Raw genomic sequence first — 20,014 nt, forward strand, 5'->3', positions numbered from 1 at the left:
TACAATAGGATCATCAAGAAAAGAAAGAGGTCCCAGTATGATAAGCAAACTAAAGAATCGTCTCCTTCATTATTTCCTTAAAACTACTAGTTTTTATTTTAAAGAGGAAAAATTAGAACTGACAGAAGAAGAGAAACTGTCTCTTATCAAGCAGGTCTTGCACCATTCAAGAGAAGTTATTTTATCTGCTAAACAGAAGGAGGAAAGCTTATGAAACTCTTATTTCGCAATCCCATCTTTGCCTTACTCAGTCTTTCACGTTTTTTGAATACCATTGGTGCTGCAATATACAACCTTGTCTTTGTGGTCTTTGCCGCTAGCATGCCCCATCCAAGTCTCGCAGTTGGGATCGCCAATCTCATTGTTTTTATCCCAAGTCTTTTCACCATTTTCATTGGAATGAAGGCCGATCACACCGCTAAAAAAGCTGACTGGCTAATCCGAATGGGCTTTCTGCAAGCTATTCTTTTCGTCATCATTGCACTGATGACCAAGATTCCAGGTTACCTGGCCTTTTCGATCGTTTGCTTCTTAAATATTGTGTCAGATTGTTTCAGTGATTATCGCGGGGGCTTGCAACTTCCCATTATGCAGAAGAACATCCCTAGCGAGGATCTGATGGAAGCCTATTCCTTTAATCAACTGCTTAGTATGGTCTGCTCGATTTCTGGACAAGCCCTAGGAGTTTGGCTTCTAGCCATCAGCCATCAAAACTTTGCACTTGTTGCTTCGATCAATGCTCTGACATTTCTCCTTTCTTCCACTTGTCTTTTCATCCGACGAAGTCAACTGACCCACGAACCTATTCAAGTGGAATCTAGTAAGAACGTTTCTTTCCTTCAAGAATGTCGAGACATGTATCGCAATGTCACCACTATCTTTGCAGACGAAGAGGTTCACAATTTTGGAAAACTTCTCCTATCCTTAATTTTCATCAATGCCTTAGGGGGATCCATCTCTGGGATCTACAATTTGCAACTGCTTCACTCTCCCTTCTTTCATTTGAGCTTCAGCCAATCTCTCTTGATTTTAGAAGCTGTAACGATCTTAAGTATGGTCTGGGCTAGCCTGACACCCCATGACTATTTTTCCAAGCAATCGCTCCATCATATCCTACTGTGGATTGCAAGTGGCCTGAGCATCCTTGGCCTCACAAATATTTTGGTACGCTGGGATATCCTTTCCCTTTTACTCATCACTTTCCTCAGTTATCTTGTTGCAAAAATAAATCCAAAAGTTTCCAGTCTTTTAATGAGCAAACTGCCAGCTGAAAAATTAGCTTCTACCTCTAGCTTTTTGGGACTGATGGTAAGCTTTGCCATGCCACTTGGAACAGCCCTTTTCTCTAGCTTAGCTATCTGGAACCTCTCTCTTGCTTGGGGAATATTTGCCTTCCTTGGTTTCGGTACTGTCCTCTTATCAAGCAAATAAAAAATCCACCATCCGGTGGATTCAAATTGAAGACAAAGTCATCCTTAAAACTTTCCTTAGGTGAGTACGGACGTCAGCGAACTTCATCGAAGTTCCATGACTTAGTTTTGGACCTAAGGTTCCAAAACTCCCGAGTGCTTGAAACGTAGTATTTCAAGCACTTTTTCTCACGGCGGAAAGTTTCAATAGATGACTGAATCATTCTAACGAATAAATTTCTTTCATTTTTATAGAATTTATTAGATTTGTAAAGAAAAACAGTTTTCTCACACTCTCAATCTTACTAATTGTAGATTTGCTTTACATTCTTCTTAGTCTTTCCACCCGCTCTGCAATCGGTGGGTGGGTATAAAAGAGCTTTTGAAAACCTGATTCTTTTTTTGGATCGTTGATAAAGAGAGCACTACTTGCACTATCGACTTCTCGTTGCATAGGCACACTATTATCCAGTTTCAAAAGAGCATTGATCATTCCTTGAGGATTCCGTGTCAATTCGACACTTGAGGCATCCGCTAGGAACTCCCGTTGACGGGAAATGGCTAACTGGACCAAGGTCGCCGCTAATGGCGCTAAGACGATGGCAATCAAGGAAAGGATCAGAATAATAATTTCTAAACCACTGCCCCCTTCTCGATCATCATCCCGTCTACGACCACCGCCCCACCACATCATCCGTCCTCCAATACTAGAGAGCATGGTGATGGCACTAGCAAGGGCAACTGCAATCGTAGAGATGCGGATATCGTAATTGCGAATATGGCTGACTTCGTGTCCGATGACTCCCTCCAATTCCTCACGGTTCATCACAGCTAGAAGACCTGTCGTTGCTGCAACAGCAGCATTTTGAGGATTAGACCCCGTCGCAAATGCATTCATGGATGGATCATCTACAATATAGACCCGAGGCATAGGGATTTGAGCTACCATGGCCATATCTTGGACAATATGGTAGAGTTGAGGGGCTTGCTCTTCCGTCACCTCACGCGCCCCGTTCATCCGCATCACTACCTCTGTCGATTGAAAAATCATACTAATCGCATAGATTCCACCAATAATCAAAGCTAGGATGACACCACCAAGAGAGGAGCCTAACCAGAGGTAGCCGACGGCTGCTCCGATGAGGGCCAAGAGTATGAAAAAAGCAATAAGGAGAATCCAGGTTCTCCTTTTATTGCTTGCAATTTGGTCAAACAGCATATTAGTCTCCTAATCCGCTAAAATCCACCTTTGGTACAGCTTTTTCTTCTTCAGGCACTTGAAGGAATTCGGCTTGTTTGAAGCCAAACATTCCAGCAATCACGTTTGTTGGGAAAGTTTCCAACTTGACATTGTAGTTGCTTGTGACACTGTTGTACAATTGACGAGCATAAGAAATTTTGTTTTCTGTGTTAGTCAATTCTTCTTGCAATTGCATGAAGTTGGTGTTAGCTTTCAAGTCTGGGTAGTTTTCAGCCACCGCAAAGATACCTGCCACTTGACGTGAAAGAGCATCACTGGCTGCCATTGCTTCTGCAGGTGAAGATGCTTGCGCTACTTGTTGGCGAAGTTGAGTTACTTTTGCTAGTGTATCTCCTTCGTACTTAGCATACCCTTTAACGGTTTCGATCAAATTTGGAATCAAGTCATTCCGACGTTTCAATTGCACGTCAATTTGACTCCAAGCTTCACGAGTTTGCATCCGACTTTTCACTAAACCGTTGTAAACTCCTACTACCATCAACACAAGGACCACTAAGACCCCAAGAATAATCCAAATCATTTTATTGAATTCCTTTCATTTCTTTAGTACCAGTATATCAAATTTCCCTTATTTTGTGGTAAAATTATCTTATGAAACCAGAAGAATTTTATGACCGTTTAGCCGACCTCGGCTTCCCACTAACTGATCGACAAAAAGAGCAATACGAACGCTATTTCGAGCTCCTCGTGGAATGGAATGAGAAAATTAATCTCACCGCTATCACCGATAAAGATGAAGTCTATCTCAAGCATTTTTATGATTCTATCGCACCCATTTTACAAGGTTTGATTGAAAACCAACCCATCCGTCTCTTGGATATCGGCGCTGGTGCTGGCTTTCCGAGTCTACCAATGAAGATCCTATTCCCTGAGCTAGATGTGACCATTATTGATTCCCTCAATAAGCGAATCAATTTCCTTCATTTACTAGCTGAAGAGTTGGGTTTGAGCGGAGTACATTTCTACCATGGACGAGCTGAGGACTTTGCACAAGACAAGGCCTTTCGTGCCCAATTTGATATCGTAACTGCCCGCGCGGTTGCCCGCATGCAGGTTCTCTCTGAACTGACCATCCCTTACCTGAAAGTAGGGGGACGTCTCCTCGCTCTCAAGGCCAGCAATGCTCCAGAAGAGTTGGAAGAAGCAAAAAATGCCCTCAACATCCTTTTTAGCAAGGTCGAAGACAATCTACAGTATGAATTGCCAAATGGAGATCCTCGTTACATCACTGTTGTGGAGAAGAAAAAAGAAACTCCTAATAAATATCCAAGAAAAGCTGGCATGCCCAATAAGCGGCCATTGTAGTAAGATACAAAGGGCTAAGCGGATAAAGTCAAAATAGGGAATTCGACGCAGAATCCAAATGATTCTAGGAGGATTCATCTTTTTGACACAATCCGCAGCCCGTGTTCATTTCAATAAGATACAAAGGGACAAGCGGATAAAGTCAAATAAGGAGTAGGACATGTTCCCTACTCCTTTTTAGTTTTGTGCGAGTTCTGCTCTTAGTACTTGGTACTGTTCCTGAGTCAGATGAACTCCCCTAGTCGCCACAACCTTGCTTGCTAAACGGTTAGCAAAGATTAAGGCATCCTCTACATCTACCCCTTGCAAGGATGCTGCTAAAAAGGCTCCCAGATGACTGTCTCCTGCTCCTACGGTATCAAGAACTTCTGTCGGAAATCCGATAGCCTCATACCAGCTACCATCGTAAGCGATAGCTCCTTTTTCTCCTAAAGTGACGATGACTAACCGTCCTGTTCTCTGGTAAAGGATCTTAACTGCTTCAGCAATCTCTTCACAAGCTGAAAAAGCCTTGGCTTCTAGCTCATTGAGGTGGAGGATGGGTTGGAGATCATAAATTACTTCCAGTCGGTCCTTGGGAATCAAGAGACCGCGAGGCCCTGGTGCAAAGATAACTTGGCCTTCAAGTTTTGACACAGCTTGAATGAGATCCATCCCGGTCGGCTCTTCTACTTCAAGGCCACAGAGATAAATAGCGTCATAACTTTCCTGCTCCAGAGGCTGTAGCCATTCCTTCTGAAAACCATATTCCACTCCATGATCTGATAAAAAGGTTCGTTCTCCATCCGACTCAATGAAACAATAGCAACAACCATTCGCTCCTGTTACTGAAATAGGGGTTTGGATGCTCAACTTTTCTAGTTCTGCCTTGACAAAATCCCCGTAGACACCCGTCCCCACTGGCGAGATGAAGTCAACCTTTTGACCTAAAGCATGAAGTACGGAGACGACATTAAAGGCACACCCTCCAAGAGACCAAGTCTGCTCATGGATATGGGCGTCACCTTCCCTACTTGGTAGACGATCAAGATAAACCATAATATCACAAACAGTGGATCCAATCACTAAGGCTTTTGACATGGATATTCTCCTCCTATTTTCTATCCTCAACATGGAAAAATAACCAGCACTAGATAGAGCTGGTTAGTAAAACTAGTCACCCCGATAGACCGGTTGAGGGCCAAAGGTTTGGGAAACTGGCATGATTTCAATCCGATTGACATTGACATGCTTGGGTTGTTGAATGAGCCAAGACACCGTATTGGCTATATCTTCAGGTTGAATAGCATGAGCGTCTCGATAGAGAGCTTCTACCCGTTTTTCATCCCCTTTAAAGCGAACCGATGAGAACTCGGTCCCTTCACAGAGACCTGGTTCAATATTGGTCACCCGAATTTGTTTTCCAGCCAGGTCGGCACGCAGATTTAAAGAGAACTGTTTAACGAAGGATTTGGATGCTCCATAAACATTGGCCCCTGGATAAGGTACCGTCCCAGCAGTCGACCCCATATTGATGACATACCCTTCATTTCTTTCCACCATCCGGGGGAGGATTTGTCGGGTCAAATAGGTCAGACCGATGATATTGGTTTGGATCATGGTCAACCAATCTGCGATCTCTGCTTCATGAGCTGGAGCGAGGCCTAGGGCCAAGCCAGCATTATTAACCAAGACATCAATCTGCTCCCAAGCTTTTGGTAAACTGGAAAGTGCCTGATCCACCTGAGTGAGATCTGTTACATCCATTTGAAGAGGATAAAAGGCTTCTCCCAGCTCTTTGTGAAGAGCCTGTAATTTTTCAATGCGTCTAGCCGCACCAATCACTCGATGACCATCGGCAACTAAGCGTTGACAAATAGCTTGACCAAAGCCAGCGGAAGCTCCTGTTACTAAAATTGTTTCTGCCATTTTCTTACCTCCAAGGATTATAAAAGCGACCTTGGTTTACCCAAATCAAGACCAAACTCAGGACTACCATCAGAGCGGACCCTAGAATAATCAGACGATCACGAGTCGTCATCTCCTGATAGGTGTACCAGGTCCGTTTTTTATTTTTCCCAAAGCGACGCAATTCCATGGCTGTAGAAATCGTTTCGATCCGCTCCAGAGAACTAAAAATCAAGGGAGAAATCATCTGAAGATTCCCCTTCACCCGCTGGACAAAGTTGGCCTTTTTGGACAATTCCAACCCTCTTGCTTCTTGGGAGAGCTTGATAATCTGGTATTCCTCCTGCACATCTGGAATATAGCGCAGGGTCAAGCTCACTGAATAAGCAATCTTGTAGGACACCCCAATCTGATTAAGACTAGAAGCAAATTGACTAGGATGGGTGGTCATTAGGAAAATAAGAGCCAGAGGAATGGTACACACATACTTCAAAGCTAGGTTGAAAAGATAAAACAACTCTTGAGCTGTGATGCTATATGCCCCTAAACCATCTAGAAGAACTGTTTTTGCTCCATAGATCTCTACCCCATATTGAGGGGCAAAAAGATAGACCATCAAGACATTGAGAATAGCAAAGACCAGGGCAAAACTAAGAATAAAAGAAATGTCTTTCAAACGAATGCCTGAGGTCGCAAATAAGGCGAGGGCACCTAGACCAATGACCAATAACAGGCGGGTATCGTAACTCAACATGGCCGCTAATGATACCAACAATAAAAATAGGAGTTTGCTGGCACCTGAGAGGCGATGCAGAAAGCTGGTTCCAGCATGGTAGCCGACTAAGCGATTATTCATGACCTACCCCCTTCTGATTCATATAAAACTGGGTCAAGGCAAGCGGATCGACACCAAGTCGATTTGCCAAGGCGAAAATAGACGTTTCTTTCAAATTAGCCCGTCTCAAAATTTCTGGTCGGGTCAAGAGCTCCGCCGGCGTCAAATCTGCCAAAATTTGCCCATCCGTCACCACGATTGCTCGATCAGAATAATCTAACATCAGTTGCATATCATGGGTAATCATGACAATGGTATGCCCCTTTTGGTGGAGTTCATCAAGGAAATCCATAATTTCTGTATAGTTTCGTTGATCCTGACCAGCCGTTGGCTCATCCAAAACCAAAACCTCAGGCCCCAGTACTAAAATCGAAGCAATGGTTACCCGCTTTTTCTGACCATAAGACAAGGCAGAAATCGGCCACTTACGAAACTCATAGAGACCACAGGTTTTCAAGGCTTGATGGACACGACTTTCAATCTGGTCCTCTGGGACATTTCTCAAGTGAAGACCGAGGGCCACCTCATCAAAAACCATGGTCGATGAAATCATCTGATTGGGATTTTGCAGGACATAACCTACTCGCTCTGCCCGCTCCTTGACACTATCACCCTTGATATCCTCACCCTTTGAGAAATAAGTTCCTTCCGTCTGGATAAAGCCGCAAATCGCCTTAGCAAGGGTAGATTTTCCAGCCCCATTTTTTCCGACAATCGCCAACCGTTGGCCTTTTGGAATAGTCAAGGAAAGATCTTTTAGAATAGGCTGGCCTTCTCGATAGGCAAAGTTCAAATGACCAAGCTCTAAAATTACTTCAACCTCTGCACTTTTTTCAAAATTTGGAGTTGGAATTTCCACTGATAAATCTTCAAGTGGTATTTTTTCCACCTTGTCCAAATTCGGTAGTTTGCTGATATCCTGCCCTAACTGGCGAAGGGTTGTTAAATAGAGGGGTTCCCGAATCCCATTTTCAGCTAGTAAAGTGGTTCTCAACAACTCATCTGGTCGCCCATTAAAGAGGACTTGCCCTTGATTAATCAAGATGACCCGATCGATAGGACGATAGAGCACATCCTCCAAACGGTGTTCGATGATAATGGTTGTTGTCCCTTGCTCTTCATGAATTTGATCGATTAGATCAATGATATCCTGACCCGACTTGGGATCTAGATTAGCTAGTGGCTCATCAAAGAGCAGGATCGGACTTTCGTCGATCAGGACACCCGCCAAGCTGACCCGCTGTTTTTGCCCACCGGATAAATCTTGAGGCCGATGGTCCAAGAGCTTGCTCAAATCTAAGCGCTCCGCCCAGGTGTGAACCCGAGATTTCATGCTATCCAGCTCCACCATATCGTTTTCAAGAGCAAAAGCCAAGTCTTCTGCTACACTAAGACCGATAAACTGGCCATCCGTATCCTGTAAAACCGTACTGACCAAGTGAGATTTTTCGTAAATACTATGATCAAAGGCTTCTGTCCCTTGAATGAGAAATTGCCCACTACTGGTTCCCTTATAGATATTGGGAATAATCCCGTTTAGACACTGACCAATCGTTGACTTACCAGAGCCAGATGGTCCCACAATCAGGACCTTTTCTCCCTCGTAGATGGTCAGGTTAATCCCCTTTAAGGTCGGCTCAGACTGAGCCTTATACTGGAAGGAAAAATCCTTCAATTCAATGATTGCTTCTTTCATTTAATTCGCCTTTTCCCATAAGAGCGCAAATTGTATTGCCAATTCTGCGATTCGGTCCTTACTATCTAAGTCCGCATGACTAGATAAGGTTTGGATATCCCATTTTTCTTCCGAGAGGTGATCCGCCGCATAGAAGAAATGGCAGAGAGCAAAGTCTCGAAAAGTTGCTAAGGCCGCCACTGCAGAACACTCCATATCGACACAGATGGCTCCTGCTTCCTTTCGACGATTCATCTTGTCGATGGTTTCTCGATAGGGAGCATCTGTCGTCCACACTTTTCCCAACTGATAAGATACCTTGTGATGATCCAGAAAGGATTGGAAGAGAGGAAGGGTTTCCTTGTTCACTTCCACTTCATCACTAGCCGGAAGATAGTGGTAACTGGTTCCCTCGTCTCGAAGGGCAGCTGTCGGAATGATGATGGAGGTCGCCTCGATATCTTGGTCCAAAACCCCACAAGTCCCAAAGAGAACGAGTTTTTCCATCCCAAATTGAATCAGATCCTCTATAATTCCCACACAGGAAGCAGCCCCAACTGGCGCATTGAAGACCGCAATCTGTTGGTCTCCAATCGTAATCCCATAGACAATGACTTCAAAGTTAGCCATAGAGGTTCTTGTAATCTCATCATGTTCGTAATTCTCAAGTAGGCGCGCAAAGGTCACTCTTGAAAAGCAAGAGAGGACTACTTTTGGAAATCCCTCAATTGGATCGTGCAGGTCTTGTGGATTGATAATCGCCTGTCGGTTGACATCAAATTCTTCTAATAGCATCTCTTGCTCCTCTTTCATTTATTCTACTTCTAGTCCTCTATTATACCACAAAACCGGCTTCTTTCCTTCTAACAAAGGAGCAAGAAGCCCCACTTGTTCGCCTTTTGCACTAGGAAACAATACAATTTTCTTCCAAAAGAAAATGAAGAGGGATCACTCAATCACTACGTCAATTGTTGACCTCTTCCCTGATGCAAATAGGTCACTACTACTAACTACTAACTCCTACCTCGCTCTCTCATTTCTAGGCTCGGGAAAAATTCGTTTACAAAACAAACCTCGCTCTCTTGTTTTCAAGCTCGGGAAAAAAATATTTACAAAATATTTTTTTTCTGCTATACTTCTTAGAAGCAAAGGTTTTTAATGTCATCCCGTGAGGTGACAAAGACACAGAATATGAACAATCTGAGGGCCCTTGCTATGCAAAAAAATCATGGGCTCTTTTTTGGTGCCCAAAAGTGAGGTTATTATGAAAGAAGAATCAACTGTTGATTTGCTCCTGGATGTCGACCAAAATCCGGCACCCCTAAAAGGAATCTTATTAAGTTTCCAACACGTTTTCGCCATGTTTGGGGCAACCATCCTGGTACCACTCATCTTGGGCATGCCCGTATCTGTCGCCCTCTTTGCATCAGGCGTTGGGACGCTGATCTATATGACTTGTACCGGCTTTAAAGTCCCTGTTTACCTCGGCTCTTCCTTCGCCTTTATCACCGCTATGGCTTTGGCGATGAAGGAAATGGGCGGAAAAGTCGATGCAGCCCAAACTGGGGTTATTCTGACTGGTCTGATCTACGTGCTTGTTGCTGCAGGGGTTAAAGTTGCTGGCACTCGCTGGATTGACAAATTACTTCCTGCCGTTGTCATTGGACCTATGATTATCGTCATTGGTCTAGGACTTGCAGGATCAGCTGTTAAAAACGCCGGTTTTGTCGAAGGGGGAGATTGGAAAAATGCCCTTGTCGCTGTCGTGACCTTCCTGATTGCTGCCTTCATTAACACCAAAGGAAAAGGCTTCTTCAAAATTATTCCTTTCCTCTTTGCCATTATCGGTGGCTATGTTTTCGCAGTCTGCTTGGGCTTGGTGGACTTCAGTCCGGTCCTCAAGGCGAACTGGTTTGAGATTCCTGGGTTCTATCTTCCTTTCAATACAGGTGGTGCCTTCAAACAATACAACTTGTATTTTGGACCTGAAACCATTGCCATCTTGCCAATCGCTATCGTAACGATTTCAGAACATATCGGTGACCATACAGTGCTTAGCCAAATCTGTGGCCGTCAATTCTTGAAACAACCAGGACTTCATCGTACCCTTCTTGGTGATGGGATTGCAACTTCTGTATCAGCCTTCCTTGGTGGTCCAGCCAATACCACTTATGGAGAAAATACAGGAGTGATTGGGATGACTCGTATTGCTTCTGTTTCCGTTATCCGAAATGCTGCTTTGATCGCTATTTCTTTGAGCTTCTTTGGTAAATTTACTGCTCTCATTTCTACCATTCCAAACTCTGTTCTCGGTGGGATGTCCATCCTTCTCTACGGGGTGATCGCAAGTAACGGTTTGAAAGTCTTAATTAAAGAACGCGTTGACTTCAGCTTGATGCGCAACCTAATTATTGCAAGTGCCATGTTGGTTCTTGGACTTGGTGGAGCAACACTGAAACTCGGTCCAGTGACCCTCGCAGGAACAGCTCTCTCAGCTATGACAGGAATCATCCTCAACTTGATCTTGCCACACGAATCAAACTAACAAAAAAAGTTCTCAGAATTGAGAACTTTTTTTATTTCGAGTTGGGCCAATTGCAACAAGCGTTCCTTGGACAATTTTTTGATTTCAATTTGATTGGCATCCAATAATTCAAATTCACTTGAGTCCAAAGCATCCAGTAGAGCTTCTAAATTCACAGCTGCCACCGGCTTATAACTCTCTGGCATATCGGGATTCCCAGTGATTTCTACTAAGTTCACTTTCCAGTCGATGACCTCATCCATATTGACCTTCTCTACAAACTCTGCAGGCACAAAAGGTACACGTGGTAAAACGGTATCCGTATCTTCTGTTAGACTGTAACTGCCAATGATACCTCCAGTTTCGTTCTGTCGGTAGAAACGGACTTGACTAAAGAAAGCGGAGCTGTATTGTACCTTTTTAACCACTTGACTGAACTCCTCTAAAGGTTGAGGAGAATCTAAGATTTTACGGAGGAGCTCACGATCCAAAATAACAGAATGAGCAAAGCCCTGAAGCTGGTATTGATGAAGGTCTGGATCTTTTTCTAGATTCTGTAAATTCTTCAACAAATAGTTCTCATAGTCAAAAGAGAAAATAGAATCTGCATCATAGCTGGTCCCCAAATTATCGTGAATCTCATTTCCCAACTGGCGAGCAAGGGCGCTGAGCCATTCTAAAATGAGTCGCCAATCTTCAAGGGTTGCAAAATCTGCAAGGATGAACTGATAAGCATGCTCTTGATCCAGATAGCGAAGAATGATTGGCAAACAGCTCTTTCCATAGCGGATACACAGCATAGCTGGAAAATCTTTGAGAGAGCGACTAAGCATGGCTTCCTCAAAACTGTAGGTAAGTACTCCCTCCACCAAATTTAATACATCTTTAGCCGGCATCACTTTTTGATAACCAAACATACTCTTTTTATTTCGAATTGAAAACACAACTGACATTTGTTTTCTCCTTTATGTAATCGCTTACCAAATTATAGCACAAATTTTCATGATTTTCCATATAAAAAAACAGCCAAAGGGCTGTTTTTACCTTATGCAGGTTCTCCATCAAGCGTCTCACCGATAACTGCCAAACGCTCGCTAACTTCTGCTTGTGACATCTTGTGTTCTTCAACATAACGATTGCGTGGGTGAACACGACACTCGTGTGAGCAACCACGGAGGTACTTGTCTTCGTTCTCTTCTGAAGTCAAAATTCGACGGTTACAGAAAGGATTTCCACAGTTGACATAGCGTTCGCAAGGCGTACCATCGAACCAGTCTTTTCCGACAACGCTTGGATCGACATGGTTAACATCAACCGCAATGCGCTCGTCAAAGACGTACATCTTCCCATCCCACAGTTCTCCTTGAACTTCTGGATCTTTTCCGTAAGTTGCGATACCACCATGCAATTGGCCGACATCTTTGTAGCCTTCACGGACCATCCAGCCTGAGAATTTCTCACAGCGAACACCACCCGTACAGTATACTACAACCCGTTTGTCCATGAATTTTTCTTTGTTATCACGAACCCATTGTGGCAACTCGCGGAAGTTGCGAATGTCTGGACGGATAGCTCCACGGAAGTGTCCAAGGTCGTACTCGTAGTCGTTACGAGTATCAAGGACAACGGTATCTTCGTCTAGAAGAGCTTCTTTGAACTCTTTTGGAGACAAATAAGCACCTGTTGTTTCAAGTGGATTAATATCTTCATCGAAGTTTTCATCCTCTAACCCAAGATGAACGATTTCCTTTTTGTAGCGAACAAACATCTTCTTGAAAGCTTGCTCTTCTTCCTCATCCATCTTGAACCAGAGGTCTTCCATACCTGGAAGACTGTGAACGTAGTCCATGTACTTTTGCGTCGTTTCGTAGTCACCAGAAACAGTTCCGTTGATCCCTTCGTCAGCGACTAGGATACGCCCTTTGAGGCCAATCGACTTACAGAAAGCCAAGTGGTCTGCCGCAAATTGTTCTGCGTTTTCGATGGGAACATATTTATAGTAAAGTAAGACACGAATAGGTTTTGCCATAAGATTCTCTTTTCTAAGATTAAATTATCAGAATTTTTCATTCAACTATACCAGTATACTCTCCCAAGAAAACGAATGCAATTTATTTGACCGAAAAATAAAAGCCTGGGACTCCAGACTTTTATTCAAATTCTTTAAAAACTTTTTAAGCTACCCCCTTAGTCCTCTAACTCTGCCTCGATCTTCTTCTGTTTTTTCCGATTGATAAAGGCGAGTGGCTTTTCTAACAGATAAGTCAGAAAGGCAAAGACTAAAATGGCAAGAACGATTTTGAGCAGATACTTGGGACTAAGCATAAAGCTCATCGTTTCCCGCTTTCCAATCACATCCATTACGATCACAAATAAGGCAAATAAGATACCTGAGCCAATGCGACTGAACCAGCTGTCTGTTTCTAACATATCTCGAACATCAATCCCAGAACTAATCCTTCTGACAAGGGCATAAGCTCCCATGGCAATCAAGAGAATGAGCTCTGGTATATAGGCTAGTAGGTCCAAGTCCAGGATACTAGCTTTCACAAAGGCGGATACTGCAATAAAGCAGGTCATTCCAAGAACAAGTTCCCCCGCAATTTTTCCATCAATCAGCATGGTCCGTTCATCTTTTACAATTGGTTCTTTCTTTTGTTTCATATGATTCCTCTTTCTATTGTTAAAAACTGTTACTCCCAGAACAGTTGATCCAGTGTCTTATCCAAGGCCTTACAAATAGCCAGGCAGAGGCTGAGGGTCGGATTGTATTTCCCCGCCTCGATCAAGCCAATGGTCTGGCGCGTCACCCCGATGGCATCTGCAAGATCCCCCTGGGTCATATCATGCTCGACCCGGGCCATTTTTAATTTGAGATTTTTCGCCACATGCTTTTCCTTTCTTGTTTTTATAGCTATATTATACACTATATTTTATATTTTGCAACATATATATTACATTTTGTAAAAAATTTTCGATACACAAAAAAAGCCTGGATTCCCAGGCTTTTTTTCTTATTTTCTATTAATCTTTAGACAAACTTCCATCTTTTGTTTGGGTACGAGCGTAGGCAATCAAGAGGAGTGAACCTGCAATAGCTACCACTAAAGCATTGACAGAACCCGCAACAACACCTTGTAGGAAGACTTTATTTGGATTATCGTGGTAGATCAAGACATCCCCAACCGGAGCAATCAATCCCCAAATAAGCAAGTTGGCAATGACTTGAACAACGTTAAAGACGATCAATTCTTTCTTGGTAACTTCTCCTTTGAGGTCACCAATTTGTTTGCGGAACAAACCAACAAAGAGACCAAACAAGCCACTAGAAATGATCCAAGTCCACCAAAGACCACCTGACATAGCGTCCTTAATAGCATGACCGATTACGCCCATCAAGAAACCAACAATTGGACCAAAAATCACACTAAAGAGGGCTTGAAGAGCGTATTGCAACTGAATGTTTGTATTTGGAGCAGGTGCCGGAATTGGAATCATTGCAATCACGACAAAGAGGGCTGCTCCAACCCCAATAGCTACAACATCCTTAATTGAAAAAGCTTGTTTTTGTTTCATTTTTTATCTCCTATTAATTTTCCATTTTTCTAATTTCAATATGCCAAGAAGCCCCAACTCCTACATTATAGGCCTTGGCAAAGGATCCCTGGTTGATGGCAAGACCAACACGGTAGAGGGAATTGATATAAAGGATTGGCTGGCCAATCCGCACATCGGCGAAGGACTTACCATAGGTCACTTGGTTTTGGTAAACCAGCATGTCATTGTTATAAATGGTTACTTCAAAGCGTTCCCCAAATGCGGGTTCCAAATGATTAAACTCTTCCCGAGTAATCGAGGTCCAAAGAGAACCAAAGCGCACATCCAAGATGTCAACGGCTCCTTTGACAAGATTGTCCTCTATAACAGTCTCCACCACAGGAATTTCTACAATATGTTCAACACTGAGCTCTGGCCCCACTTCCTCAAAGCTGATATGCCCACTGGCCAACTTAGCTCCTGTATAGGCATAGACATCACGCCCGTGGAAGGTATAAGAAAACTCTGTATTGGCCCGACGGTTTTTGACCTCTGAAATCTCACGGATAGCAACAATCCCTACATGTTTCTTGATGAAAGATAGGGTTCCATTATCCGGAGTGACAATGTATTGATTTTTCGCCGTTTTGGCTACAACACTCTTTCGTTTAGAGCCGACACCCGGATCAACGACCGAAACAAAGGTCGTCCCTTCTGGCCAGTAATCCACCGTCTGAAAGAGGCGGTAACTTCCTTCAAAGATATTATAAGGTGTAATGTCATGGGTCAAGTGGTGAATCTTGAGAGTTGGTGATTCCTCTAAAGCGACCCCGATCATAGCAGAGACAGCCCCATCTACCAGACCAAAGTCTGACTGAAGGACTAGTAAATTATTGTGCATATTTCTTCTCCATCATCTTATTTTCTATCTAGCTTTTGATAGACCAATTGTCCAAGAAGATAACCTAGTAGAGCTCCAAGAAGAAGGGTCAATAAAAACCAGCTTACTGTCTCCATATTCGACGGTACCATAACGCGTTCAATATAATCCATCGCTTTACCACGTGCTAGTAAAGAAGCACGGTAACTAGCAGGTTGGATCCACATCATCAGAATGGGCCCTGTCGTCGTAAAGGAAAAGAGGAGGAAAGACAAGGCATTGCCTAACTTCGACTGGTAGTGTCCACGGGCTGCGACCAATTCGGCCAAAAGACCTCCAACAACAGCAGGAAGAAAGGCTCCAGCTCCATGACGGGTGAAAAGGAAAAAAGAACCAATCACAAGAGCGACTACTAGAATGGCTCCTGTTCGTTGAATTTTTTCAACATAGACTCGATAGATCCCTCCACCAACTAGGGCGGAGAAGGCTGGAGCATAAAACATGTTTCCTCGATTGTCAACCAGACTTCCCAGTAGGACGCCTAATCCAATGGCAAGAAAATACAAGCCTGCAAAGGCTGCAACCTGCTTAAACTGATGTTTCTGTATCATTTTTATTTACCTTACCCGTCCTCATCGGTGACTAATTTTTTTGGTTAAGAAATCACCAATAAATTGAATAAAGAAAATCAACAGCAGAATCAAGAAGGTTGCTAGCAAGGTAACGTCATTATTAAAGCGTTGGTAACCATATGAAATAGCCACGTTTCCGAGACCACCTGCTCCAATCGCACCCGCCATGGCTGTTTCACCAACCAAGGAAATGAGGGTCACGGTTGTGACACGAATCAAATCAGGAAGTCCTTCACGAAGGTAGACACCAACAATATCCCAAAAGGTTGCCCCACTAGCTTGAGCTGCTTCAATCACACCACGGTCAAGCTCAGATAAAACGACTTGAACTTGGCGGGCAAAGAAAGGAAAGACAGCTAAAGATAGGGGAACTAAGGCCGCCGTAGGACCAATCCCAGTTCCGACAATCATACGAGTAAAGGGATTGATCAAGGCTAGCAAGATGATAAAAGGAATGGCACGGAAGATGGACGTGATTTTATCCAAGATATGGAAAACCAATTTATTCTCGATAATCCCACCAGGTGCTGTCAAGACTAATAATAATCCTGCAATGAGTCCCAATAAACCACCAATCACAAAAGAGATAAAGGTCATGTAAAGGGTCAGATAAATCGCTGTTCCCCATCCAGCTTGGCCACTCCAGCCCATCCGGTAAACATTTGGTAGATAGGTTTGAATAAAGTCAATCATGCATTACTCCCTTCTTTTAAGACACGCACAGAAACACCTGCTGCTTGTAGATCCCGCTGTGCTGCAGTTAGATTCGCTGCTTCCCCAGTAAGGATAACAACCAACTCACCAACAGGGGTATGATCCAAAATTTCAATGTTTCCGTGTAGAATATTAGCAGACACTTGGTACTGTTTATAAATATCGTTGATAATCGCTGTGTCTGTCACCGAACCAGAATATTTCAAATGGGCTAAAACAGAATCAGCTGGCAATTTCTTAACAATTTGTTGCTGGTTGATTTTCACCATAGCTTCCTCGATTCCTGTTGCAGTTGTGATGAAGTCTTGTGTCAATTCGTTCTTAGGATTAGAGAAGATGTCTAAAACAGAGCCTTCTTCAATCAATTCACCATTTTGCATGACAGCCACTCGATTGGCAATGTCTTTAACGATCTGCATTTCATGGGTAATCAAGACCACTGTCAAGCCCAACTTCTGATTCAGCTCTTGCAGAAGAGCAAGGATTTGTTTGGTCGTTTTTGGATCTAGGGCGGATGTTGATTCGTCAGAAATCAAAATCTTTGGATCGTTGGCGAGCGCACGCGCAATCGCTACCCGTTGCTTTTGTCCACCAGACAATTGAGCCGGATAGTTATCTGCCCGATCTGACAGCCCAACTAGGTCCAACAACTTGGCTACTTTTTCAGCCTTTTGTTCTTTAGATAAGTTTGAATGTTTGAGGGCAAAAGCCACGTTTTCAGCAGCAGTCATTTGGGCCATTAGATTGAAATGTTGGAAAATCATACCAATGTCCCGACGTTTTTGACGTAAAGCAGCCGCATTTAGGGTCACCTGATCTTGATAGATGACATCCCCATCTACGGTGATCGTTCCTGCTGTTGGTACCTGCAAGAGATTGATGACCCGTACAAGAGTTGATTTCCCTGCTCCAGAATAACCAACAATCCCGTAAATGTCCCCTTCATTGATATGAATGGTCACATCCTTTACAGCTGAAATTTCACGTTTTTTCTGATGAAAGGTAACATCGATATGGTCCAGTTTGATAATTTCTTTACTCATAACTTGTGATTAACTCCTTAATTAATTCAATATGGGTATAGTAGTCAGCAATTTTTACATTCTCATCGCCACCATGATCTCGACTATTGGCATTTCCGATTCCAAAGGCAGCCATTGGCACTTGCAAGGCCTCAAAGACCGTATGCATAGGACCAGTACCTGCAGTTGTTGGAAGGACACAGACCCCTTCTGGATAAAAGCGTTTGGCCAGATCAATCACATTGAGAATGGAAGGCGCACTCATATCACTCCGATAGCTCATTTCCCCTAGGGTATAGATTAAATCAATCTTCTCAAAGCCATTTTTATCTAACTGAGCACGAATCAGTTCTAAGACTTGTTTGGGTTCCAAGCCAGGTACCAACCGAACTTCCATCTTGGCTCGAGCTTCGGCAGGTAGAATGGTCTTGACTCCTTGACCCTGGTAGCCTGTCCCCAAGCCTTCAATGTTCATGGCTGGTTCAAAATAAAATCGTTTCAAGAACTCACTGCGTTCCTCTTTCAAGATAGGCAATTGGAGATTGTAAATCTCAGTCACATCGTCTGCTGTCTTATTGGCATAGCGGTCAATCAAGGCCAGTTCCCGCTCGTTAGGCTCCTCAATCAAATCATAGAGGCCATCCACCAAGATGCGACCGTCTTTATCCCGAAGGCTGGACAAAGCATTGAGCAGATACCAGGATGCTGAATCCACCACTCCACCATAGCTGGAATGGATATCCACATCTGCACTTTTGACCACCATGTCAAAGGTAACAATCCCCTTGTTTCCACCTGAGATTTCCAGTTCCCCTTGTTGGTTACGGGTCCCTTGTTCCCAGACCAAGAGGTCTGCCCCCCGCAGGTGTTTTTTGTGTTTGGCTAGATACTTGTCCAGATCCGTTGAGGCAGATTCTTCTGCTCCTTCGATAATGAAGGTAATATTAACCGGAAGATCGCCATTCTCACGGATATATTTCCGAATAGCGGTCAAGCGTGCGGTAATATGACCCTTGTCGTCATCTACCCCTCGACCATACATGGTCCCGTAATGGACCGAAAGCGTGAAGGGATCACTTGTCCAAGGCTGGTCGCCATCAGCTGGAACTGTGTCGTAATGGTTGTAGAAAATGATGGTCTTCGCATCCGGATTGGGTGAAACAAATTTAGCAATAACAAATGGTGCTGTATAACTGTCATCAACAGTCACCTTAGCCCCCGCAGCTGTGAAGATTTCTCCCAAGTAGGTCGCCACTTCTTTTAAACCAATCTGCTGGGCAAAGATGGACCGCTTGGAGATGAGAGTTCTCAGGACTTCAAAATAATGCTGAGCGACCTCATCATTTTCAAATTTGCGTATTTGTTCTGTCTCTCTTGGATTGGACATCATTTCCTCCTACTATACACGATAAGAGGTAGAGAAAATCTTCTCCACCTCTCTATTCATCCTCTTGATTACCAAACTGGTTGGTCCATACCGTCTGAAGATTCTTCAATCACTTTCTTCACATTGTCAGTATGGTAGGCTTTGATAATAGCTTCGATTGCTTTCGCTTTATCAGATGATTTCCAATCTTTCTTAGCTGCAATCAAGTTATACCATTGTTTAGAGTTGCTGTTTGCTTTTTCTACAAAGAGAGCTTTCTTGTAATCAATACCTGCTTCACGAACGAAGGTGTTATTGATGATCGCTGCATCAACTGATGGAAGTGAAGAAGCTGTTTGAGAAGCATCCAACTCAGAAATTGTCAAGTTCTTTGGATTGTCTTTGATGTTGCTGATGGTAGCCAATTCCCCATCTTTTGTATCCAACTTGATCAAACCAGCTGATTCCAATACATACAAGGCACGGCTTTCGTTTGTTGGGTCGTTTGGTACTGCAATGGTACCTTTTTCAGGAATGTCTTTCACATCTGTGTATTTGTTCTTTCCATCTTTTGTACCAGAGTAAAGACGGATTGGCGCAATATAAGTATCTGCTACAGAAACTAGATCTGCGCTGTTTTCTTTGTTCCAGTTTTCAAGGTAGTTGTAATGTTGGAAAGCGTTGATATCCACATCTCCATCACGAACAGCTTGGTTTGGTTGTGAGTAGTCTGTAAACTGAGTGAATTCCAATTTGATGTTTGCTTTTGCATCATCTAAGTTCTTTTGCACTTCTTTCCAACGAGCTTCTTCTGTATCACTTAAGTTCATCACCCCAACTTTAACAGTTGTCACACCATCTTTATCAGATGATTTAGATGATTTTGAAGAACCACATGCTGCTAAAGCAAATGTTGCAACGGTAGCAAGAGCTGCTACTCCAAAAAGTTTTGTTAATTTCATATTCT

Annotated in this window: 21 protein-coding genes and 2 pseudogenes; 4 read left to right on the forward strand and 19 right to left on the reverse strand. The window is 43.4% G+C overall.

Features of this window, described 5'->3' with window-relative positions:
* Positions 1–37: 37 nt before the first annotated feature.
* The gene (locus N596_RS10245; RefSeq protein ID WP_023027168.1) at positions 38–214 is read left to right on the forward strand and encodes a hypothetical protein; all 177 of its coding nucleotides are present in this window, start codon (positions 38–40) and stop codon (positions 212–214) included.
* Positions 211–1,431: an MFS transporter gene (locus tag N596_RS04995; protein ID WP_023027169.1), complete on the forward strand. Its 1,221-nt coding sequence runs from the start codon at positions 211–213 to the stop codon at positions 1,429–1,431. Before N596_RS10245 ends, N596_RS04995 begins: the two co-directional genes overlap by 4 nt.
* 300 nt (positions 1,432–1,731) lie before the next feature.
* Here the strand turns inward: N596_RS04995 and htpX are convergent, their stop codons facing one another.
* Together htpX and N596_RS05005 are read right to left on the reverse strand one after the other, a co-directional pair.
* On the reverse strand, positions 1,732–2,628 hold the full coding sequence (gene htpX / locus N596_RS05000; protein ID WP_023024155.1) for a zinc metalloprotease HtpX: 897 nt from the start codon (positions 2,626–2,628) through the stop codon (positions 1,732–1,734).
* Position 2,629: 1 nt separating this feature from the next.
* Positions 2,630–3,190, reverse strand: coding sequence for a LemA family protein (locus N596_RS05005; protein WP_003013312.1), 561 nt, complete (start codon positions 3,188–3,190; stop codon positions 2,630–2,632).
* Positions 3,191–3,261: 71 nt separating this feature from the next.
* Here N596_RS05005 and rsmG point away from each other — a divergent pair, with 71 nt between their 5' ends.
* Positions 3,262–3,975, forward strand: a complete 714-nt coding sequence (gene rsmG, locus N596_RS05010) for a 16S rRNA (guanine(527)-N(7))-methyltransferase RsmG (RefSeq protein ID WP_023024156.1) — start codon at positions 3,262–3,264, stop codon at positions 3,973–3,975.
* Positions 3,976–4,152: 177 nt separating this feature from the next.
* Here rsmG and N596_RS05015 read toward each other — a convergent pair whose 3' ends face one another.
* The 6 genes and pseudogenes from N596_RS05015 to N596_RS05035 all read right to left on the reverse strand — a co-directional run bounded on the left by N596_RS05015 (position 4,153) and on the right by N596_RS05035 (position 9,167).
* Positions 4,153–5,055 carry a carbohydrate kinase family protein gene (locus N596_RS05015; RefSeq protein WP_023027170.1) on the reverse strand — a complete coding sequence of 301 codons (903 nt, stop codon included), beginning with the start codon at positions 5,053–5,055 and terminating at the stop codon, positions 4,153–4,155.
* Positions 5,056–5,127: 72 nt separating this feature from the next.
* On the reverse strand, positions 5,128–5,883 hold the full coding sequence (locus N596_RS05020; RefSeq protein WP_023027171.1) for an SDR family oxidoreductase: 756 nt from the start codon (positions 5,881–5,883) through the stop codon (positions 5,128–5,130).
* A 4-nt stretch (positions 5,884–5,887) separates the two neighbouring features.
* Positions 5,888–6,718, reverse strand: a complete 831-nt coding sequence (locus N596_RS05025) for an energy-coupling factor transporter transmembrane component T family protein (protein WP_023027172.1) — start codon at positions 6,716–6,718, stop codon at positions 5,888–5,890.
* Positions 6,711–7,514: pseudogene (locus tag N596_RS10420) on the reverse strand (energy-coupling factor ABC transporter ATP-binding protein); the annotation flags it as partial. The pseudogene N596_RS10420 and the gene N596_RS05025, both read right to left, overlap by 8 nt.
* A gap of 27 nt (positions 7,515–7,541) precedes the next feature.
* A pseudogene (locus N596_RS10425) lies at positions 7,542–8,393 on the reverse strand (ATP-binding cassette domain-containing protein); the annotation flags it as partial.
* On the reverse strand, positions 8,394–9,167 hold the full coding sequence (locus N596_RS05035) for a nucleoside phosphorylase (RefSeq protein WP_023027174.1): 774 nt from the start codon (positions 9,165–9,167) through the stop codon (positions 8,394–8,396). It lies immediately after the preceding pseudogene.
* A 469-nt stretch (positions 9,168–9,636) separates the two neighbouring features.
* Here N596_RS05035 and N596_RS05040 point away from each other — a divergent pair, with 469 nt between their 5' ends.
* Positions 9,637–10,917: a uracil-xanthine permease family protein gene (locus N596_RS05040; protein ID WP_042361205.1), complete on the forward strand. Its 1,281-nt coding sequence runs from the start codon at positions 9,637–9,639 to the stop codon at positions 10,915–10,917.
* Here N596_RS05040 and N596_RS05045 read toward each other — a convergent pair.
* The 11 genes from N596_RS05045 to N596_RS05095 form a co-directional block, all read right to left on the reverse strand.
* The gene (locus tag N596_RS05045; protein WP_023027176.1) at positions 10,914–11,849 is read right to left on the reverse strand and encodes a DUF4299 family protein; all 936 of its coding nucleotides are present in this window, start codon (positions 11,847–11,849) and stop codon (positions 10,914–10,916) included. The genes N596_RS05040 and N596_RS05045 overlap by 4 nt on opposite strands.
* A 92-nt stretch (positions 11,850–11,941) precedes the next feature.
* Positions 11,942–12,925, reverse strand: coding sequence for an oxygen-dependent tRNA uridine(34) hydroxylase TrhO (trhO, locus tag N596_RS05050; RefSeq protein ID WP_023027177.1), 984 nt, complete (start codon positions 12,923–12,925; stop codon positions 11,942–11,944).
* A gap of 158 nt (positions 12,926–13,083) precedes the next feature.
* Positions 13,084–13,560, reverse strand: coding sequence for a DUF6773 family protein (locus N596_RS05055; RefSeq protein WP_023027178.1), 477 nt, complete (start codon positions 13,558–13,560; stop codon positions 13,084–13,086).
* 29 nt (positions 13,561–13,589) lie between these two features.
* Complete coding sequence (locus tag N596_RS05060) at positions 13,590–13,784, reverse strand: helix-turn-helix transcriptional regulator (RefSeq protein WP_023027179.1); 195 nt, start codon at positions 13,782–13,784, stop codon at positions 13,590–13,592.
* A gap of 136 nt (positions 13,785–13,920) precedes the next feature.
* Positions 13,921–14,472, reverse strand: a complete 552-nt coding sequence (locus N596_RS05065; protein WP_023027180.1) for an ECF-type riboflavin transporter substrate-binding protein — start codon at positions 14,470–14,472, stop codon at positions 13,921–13,923.
* Positions 14,473–14,485: 13 nt separating this feature from the next.
* The gene (locus N596_RS05070) at positions 14,486–15,334 is read right to left on the reverse strand and encodes an SAM hydrolase/SAM-dependent halogenase family protein (RefSeq protein WP_023024179.1); all 849 of its coding nucleotides are present in this window, start codon (positions 15,332–15,334) and stop codon (positions 14,486–14,488) included.
* Between the two features lie 17 nt (positions 15,335–15,351).
* Positions 15,352–15,930 carry an MptD family putative ECF transporter S component gene (locus N596_RS05075; protein ID WP_042361207.1) on the reverse strand — a complete coding sequence of 193 codons (579 nt, stop codon included), beginning with the start codon at positions 15,928–15,930 and terminating at the stop codon, positions 15,352–15,354.
* Between the two features lie 15 nt (positions 15,931–15,945).
* The gene (locus tag N596_RS05080) at positions 15,946–16,638 is read right to left on the reverse strand and encodes a methionine ABC transporter permease (RefSeq protein WP_006595735.1); all 693 of its coding nucleotides are present in this window, start codon (positions 16,636–16,638) and stop codon (positions 15,946–15,948) included.
* Positions 16,635–17,702, reverse strand: a complete 1,068-nt coding sequence (locus N596_RS05085) for a methionine ABC transporter ATP-binding protein (protein WP_023024183.1) — start codon at positions 17,700–17,702, stop codon at positions 16,635–16,637. Before N596_RS05085 ends, N596_RS05080 begins: the two co-directional genes overlap by 4 nt.
* Positions 17,695–19,068 (reverse strand): M20/M25/M40 family metallo-hydrolase, encoded by a 1,374-nt coding sequence (locus N596_RS05090; RefSeq protein ID WP_023024184.1) that lies wholly within the window; start codon positions 19,066–19,068, stop codon positions 17,695–17,697. The genes N596_RS05085 and N596_RS05090 overlap by 8 nt, the downstream gene beginning before the upstream one ends.
* 68 nt (positions 19,069–19,136) lie before the next feature.
* Positions 19,137–20,009, reverse strand: a complete 873-nt coding sequence (locus N596_RS05095; protein ID WP_023024186.1) for a MetQ/NlpA family ABC transporter substrate-binding protein — start codon at positions 20,007–20,009, stop codon at positions 19,137–19,139.
* Between the last annotated feature and the right edge of the window lie 5 nt (positions 20,010–20,014).

This window comes from Streptococcus ilei, assembly GCF_000479335.1.
Lineage (GTDB): Bacteria > Bacillota > Bacilli > Lactobacillales > Streptococcaceae > Streptococcus > Streptococcus ilei.

Excerpts from the sequence above, each read along its gene's own strand:
- N596_RS05065 (WP_023027180.1), bottom strand. The coding sequence starts at position 14,472 with ATGAAACAAAAACAAGCTTTTTCAATTAAGGATGTTGTAGCTATTGGG.
- N596_RS05005 (WP_003013312.1), bottom strand. The coding sequence starts at position 3,190 with ATGATTTGGATTATTCTTGGGGTCTTAGTGGTCCTTGTGTTGATGGTA.
- N596_RS05045 (WP_023027176.1), bottom strand. The coding sequence starts at position 11,849 with ATGTCAGTTGTGTTTTCAATTCGAAATAAAAAGAGTATGTTTGGTTAT.
- N596_RS05070 (WP_023024179.1), bottom strand. The coding sequence starts at position 15,334 with ATGCACAATAATTTACTAGTCCTTCAGTCAGACTTTGGTCTGGTAGAT.
- N596_RS04995 (WP_023027169.1), top strand. The coding sequence starts at position 211 with ATGAAACTCTTATTTCGCAATCCCATCTTTGCCTTACTCAGTCTTTCA.
- N596_RS05095 (WP_023024186.1), bottom strand. The coding sequence starts at position 20,009 with ATGAAATTAACAAAACTTTTTGGAGTAGCAGCTCTTGCTACCGTTGCA.
- N596_RS05040 (WP_042361205.1), top strand. The coding sequence starts at position 9,637 with ATGAAAGAAGAATCAACTGTTGATTTGCTCCTGGATGTCGACCAAAAT.
- N596_RS05015 (WP_023027170.1), bottom strand. The coding sequence starts at position 5,055 with ATGTCAAAAGCCTTAGTGATTGGATCCACTGTTTGTGATATTATGGTT.
- rsmG (WP_023024156.1), top strand. The coding sequence starts at position 3,262 with ATGAAACCAGAAGAATTTTATGACCGTTTAGCCGACCTCGGCTTCCCA.
- N596_RS10245 (WP_023027168.1), top strand. The coding sequence starts at position 38 with ATGATAAGCAAACTAAAGAATCGTCTCCTTCATTATTTCCTTAAAACT.
- trhO (WP_023027177.1), bottom strand. The coding sequence starts at position 12,925 with ATGGCAAAACCTATTCGTGTCTTACTTTACTATAAATATGTTCCCATC.
- N596_RS05055 (WP_023027178.1), bottom strand. The coding sequence starts at position 13,560 with ATGAAACAAAAGAAAGAACCAATTGTAAAAGATGAACGGACCATGCTG.
- N596_RS05090 (WP_023024184.1), bottom strand. The coding sequence starts at position 19,068 with ATGTCCAATCCAAGAGAGACAGAACAAATACGCAAATTTGAAAATGAT.
- htpX (WP_023024155.1), bottom strand. The coding sequence starts at position 2,628 with ATGCTGTTTGACCAAATTGCAAGCAATAAAAGGAGAACCTGGATTCTC.
- N596_RS05085 (WP_023024183.1), bottom strand. The coding sequence starts at position 17,702 with ATGAGTAAAGAAATTATCAAACTGGACCATATCGATGTTACCTTTCAT.
- N596_RS05080 (WP_006595735.1), bottom strand. The coding sequence starts at position 16,638 with ATGATTGACTTTATTCAAACCTATCTACCAAATGTTTACCGGATGGGC.
- N596_RS05020 (WP_023027171.1), bottom strand. The coding sequence starts at position 5,883 with ATGGCAGAAACAATTTTAGTAACAGGAGCTTCCGCTGGCTTTGGTCAA.
- N596_RS05025 (WP_023027172.1), bottom strand. The coding sequence starts at position 6,718 with ATGAATAATCGCTTAGTCGGCTACCATGCTGGAACCAGCTTTCTGCAT.
- N596_RS05035 (WP_023027174.1), bottom strand. The coding sequence starts at position 9,167 with ATGCTATTAGAAGAATTTGATGTCAACCGACAGGCGATTATCAATCCA.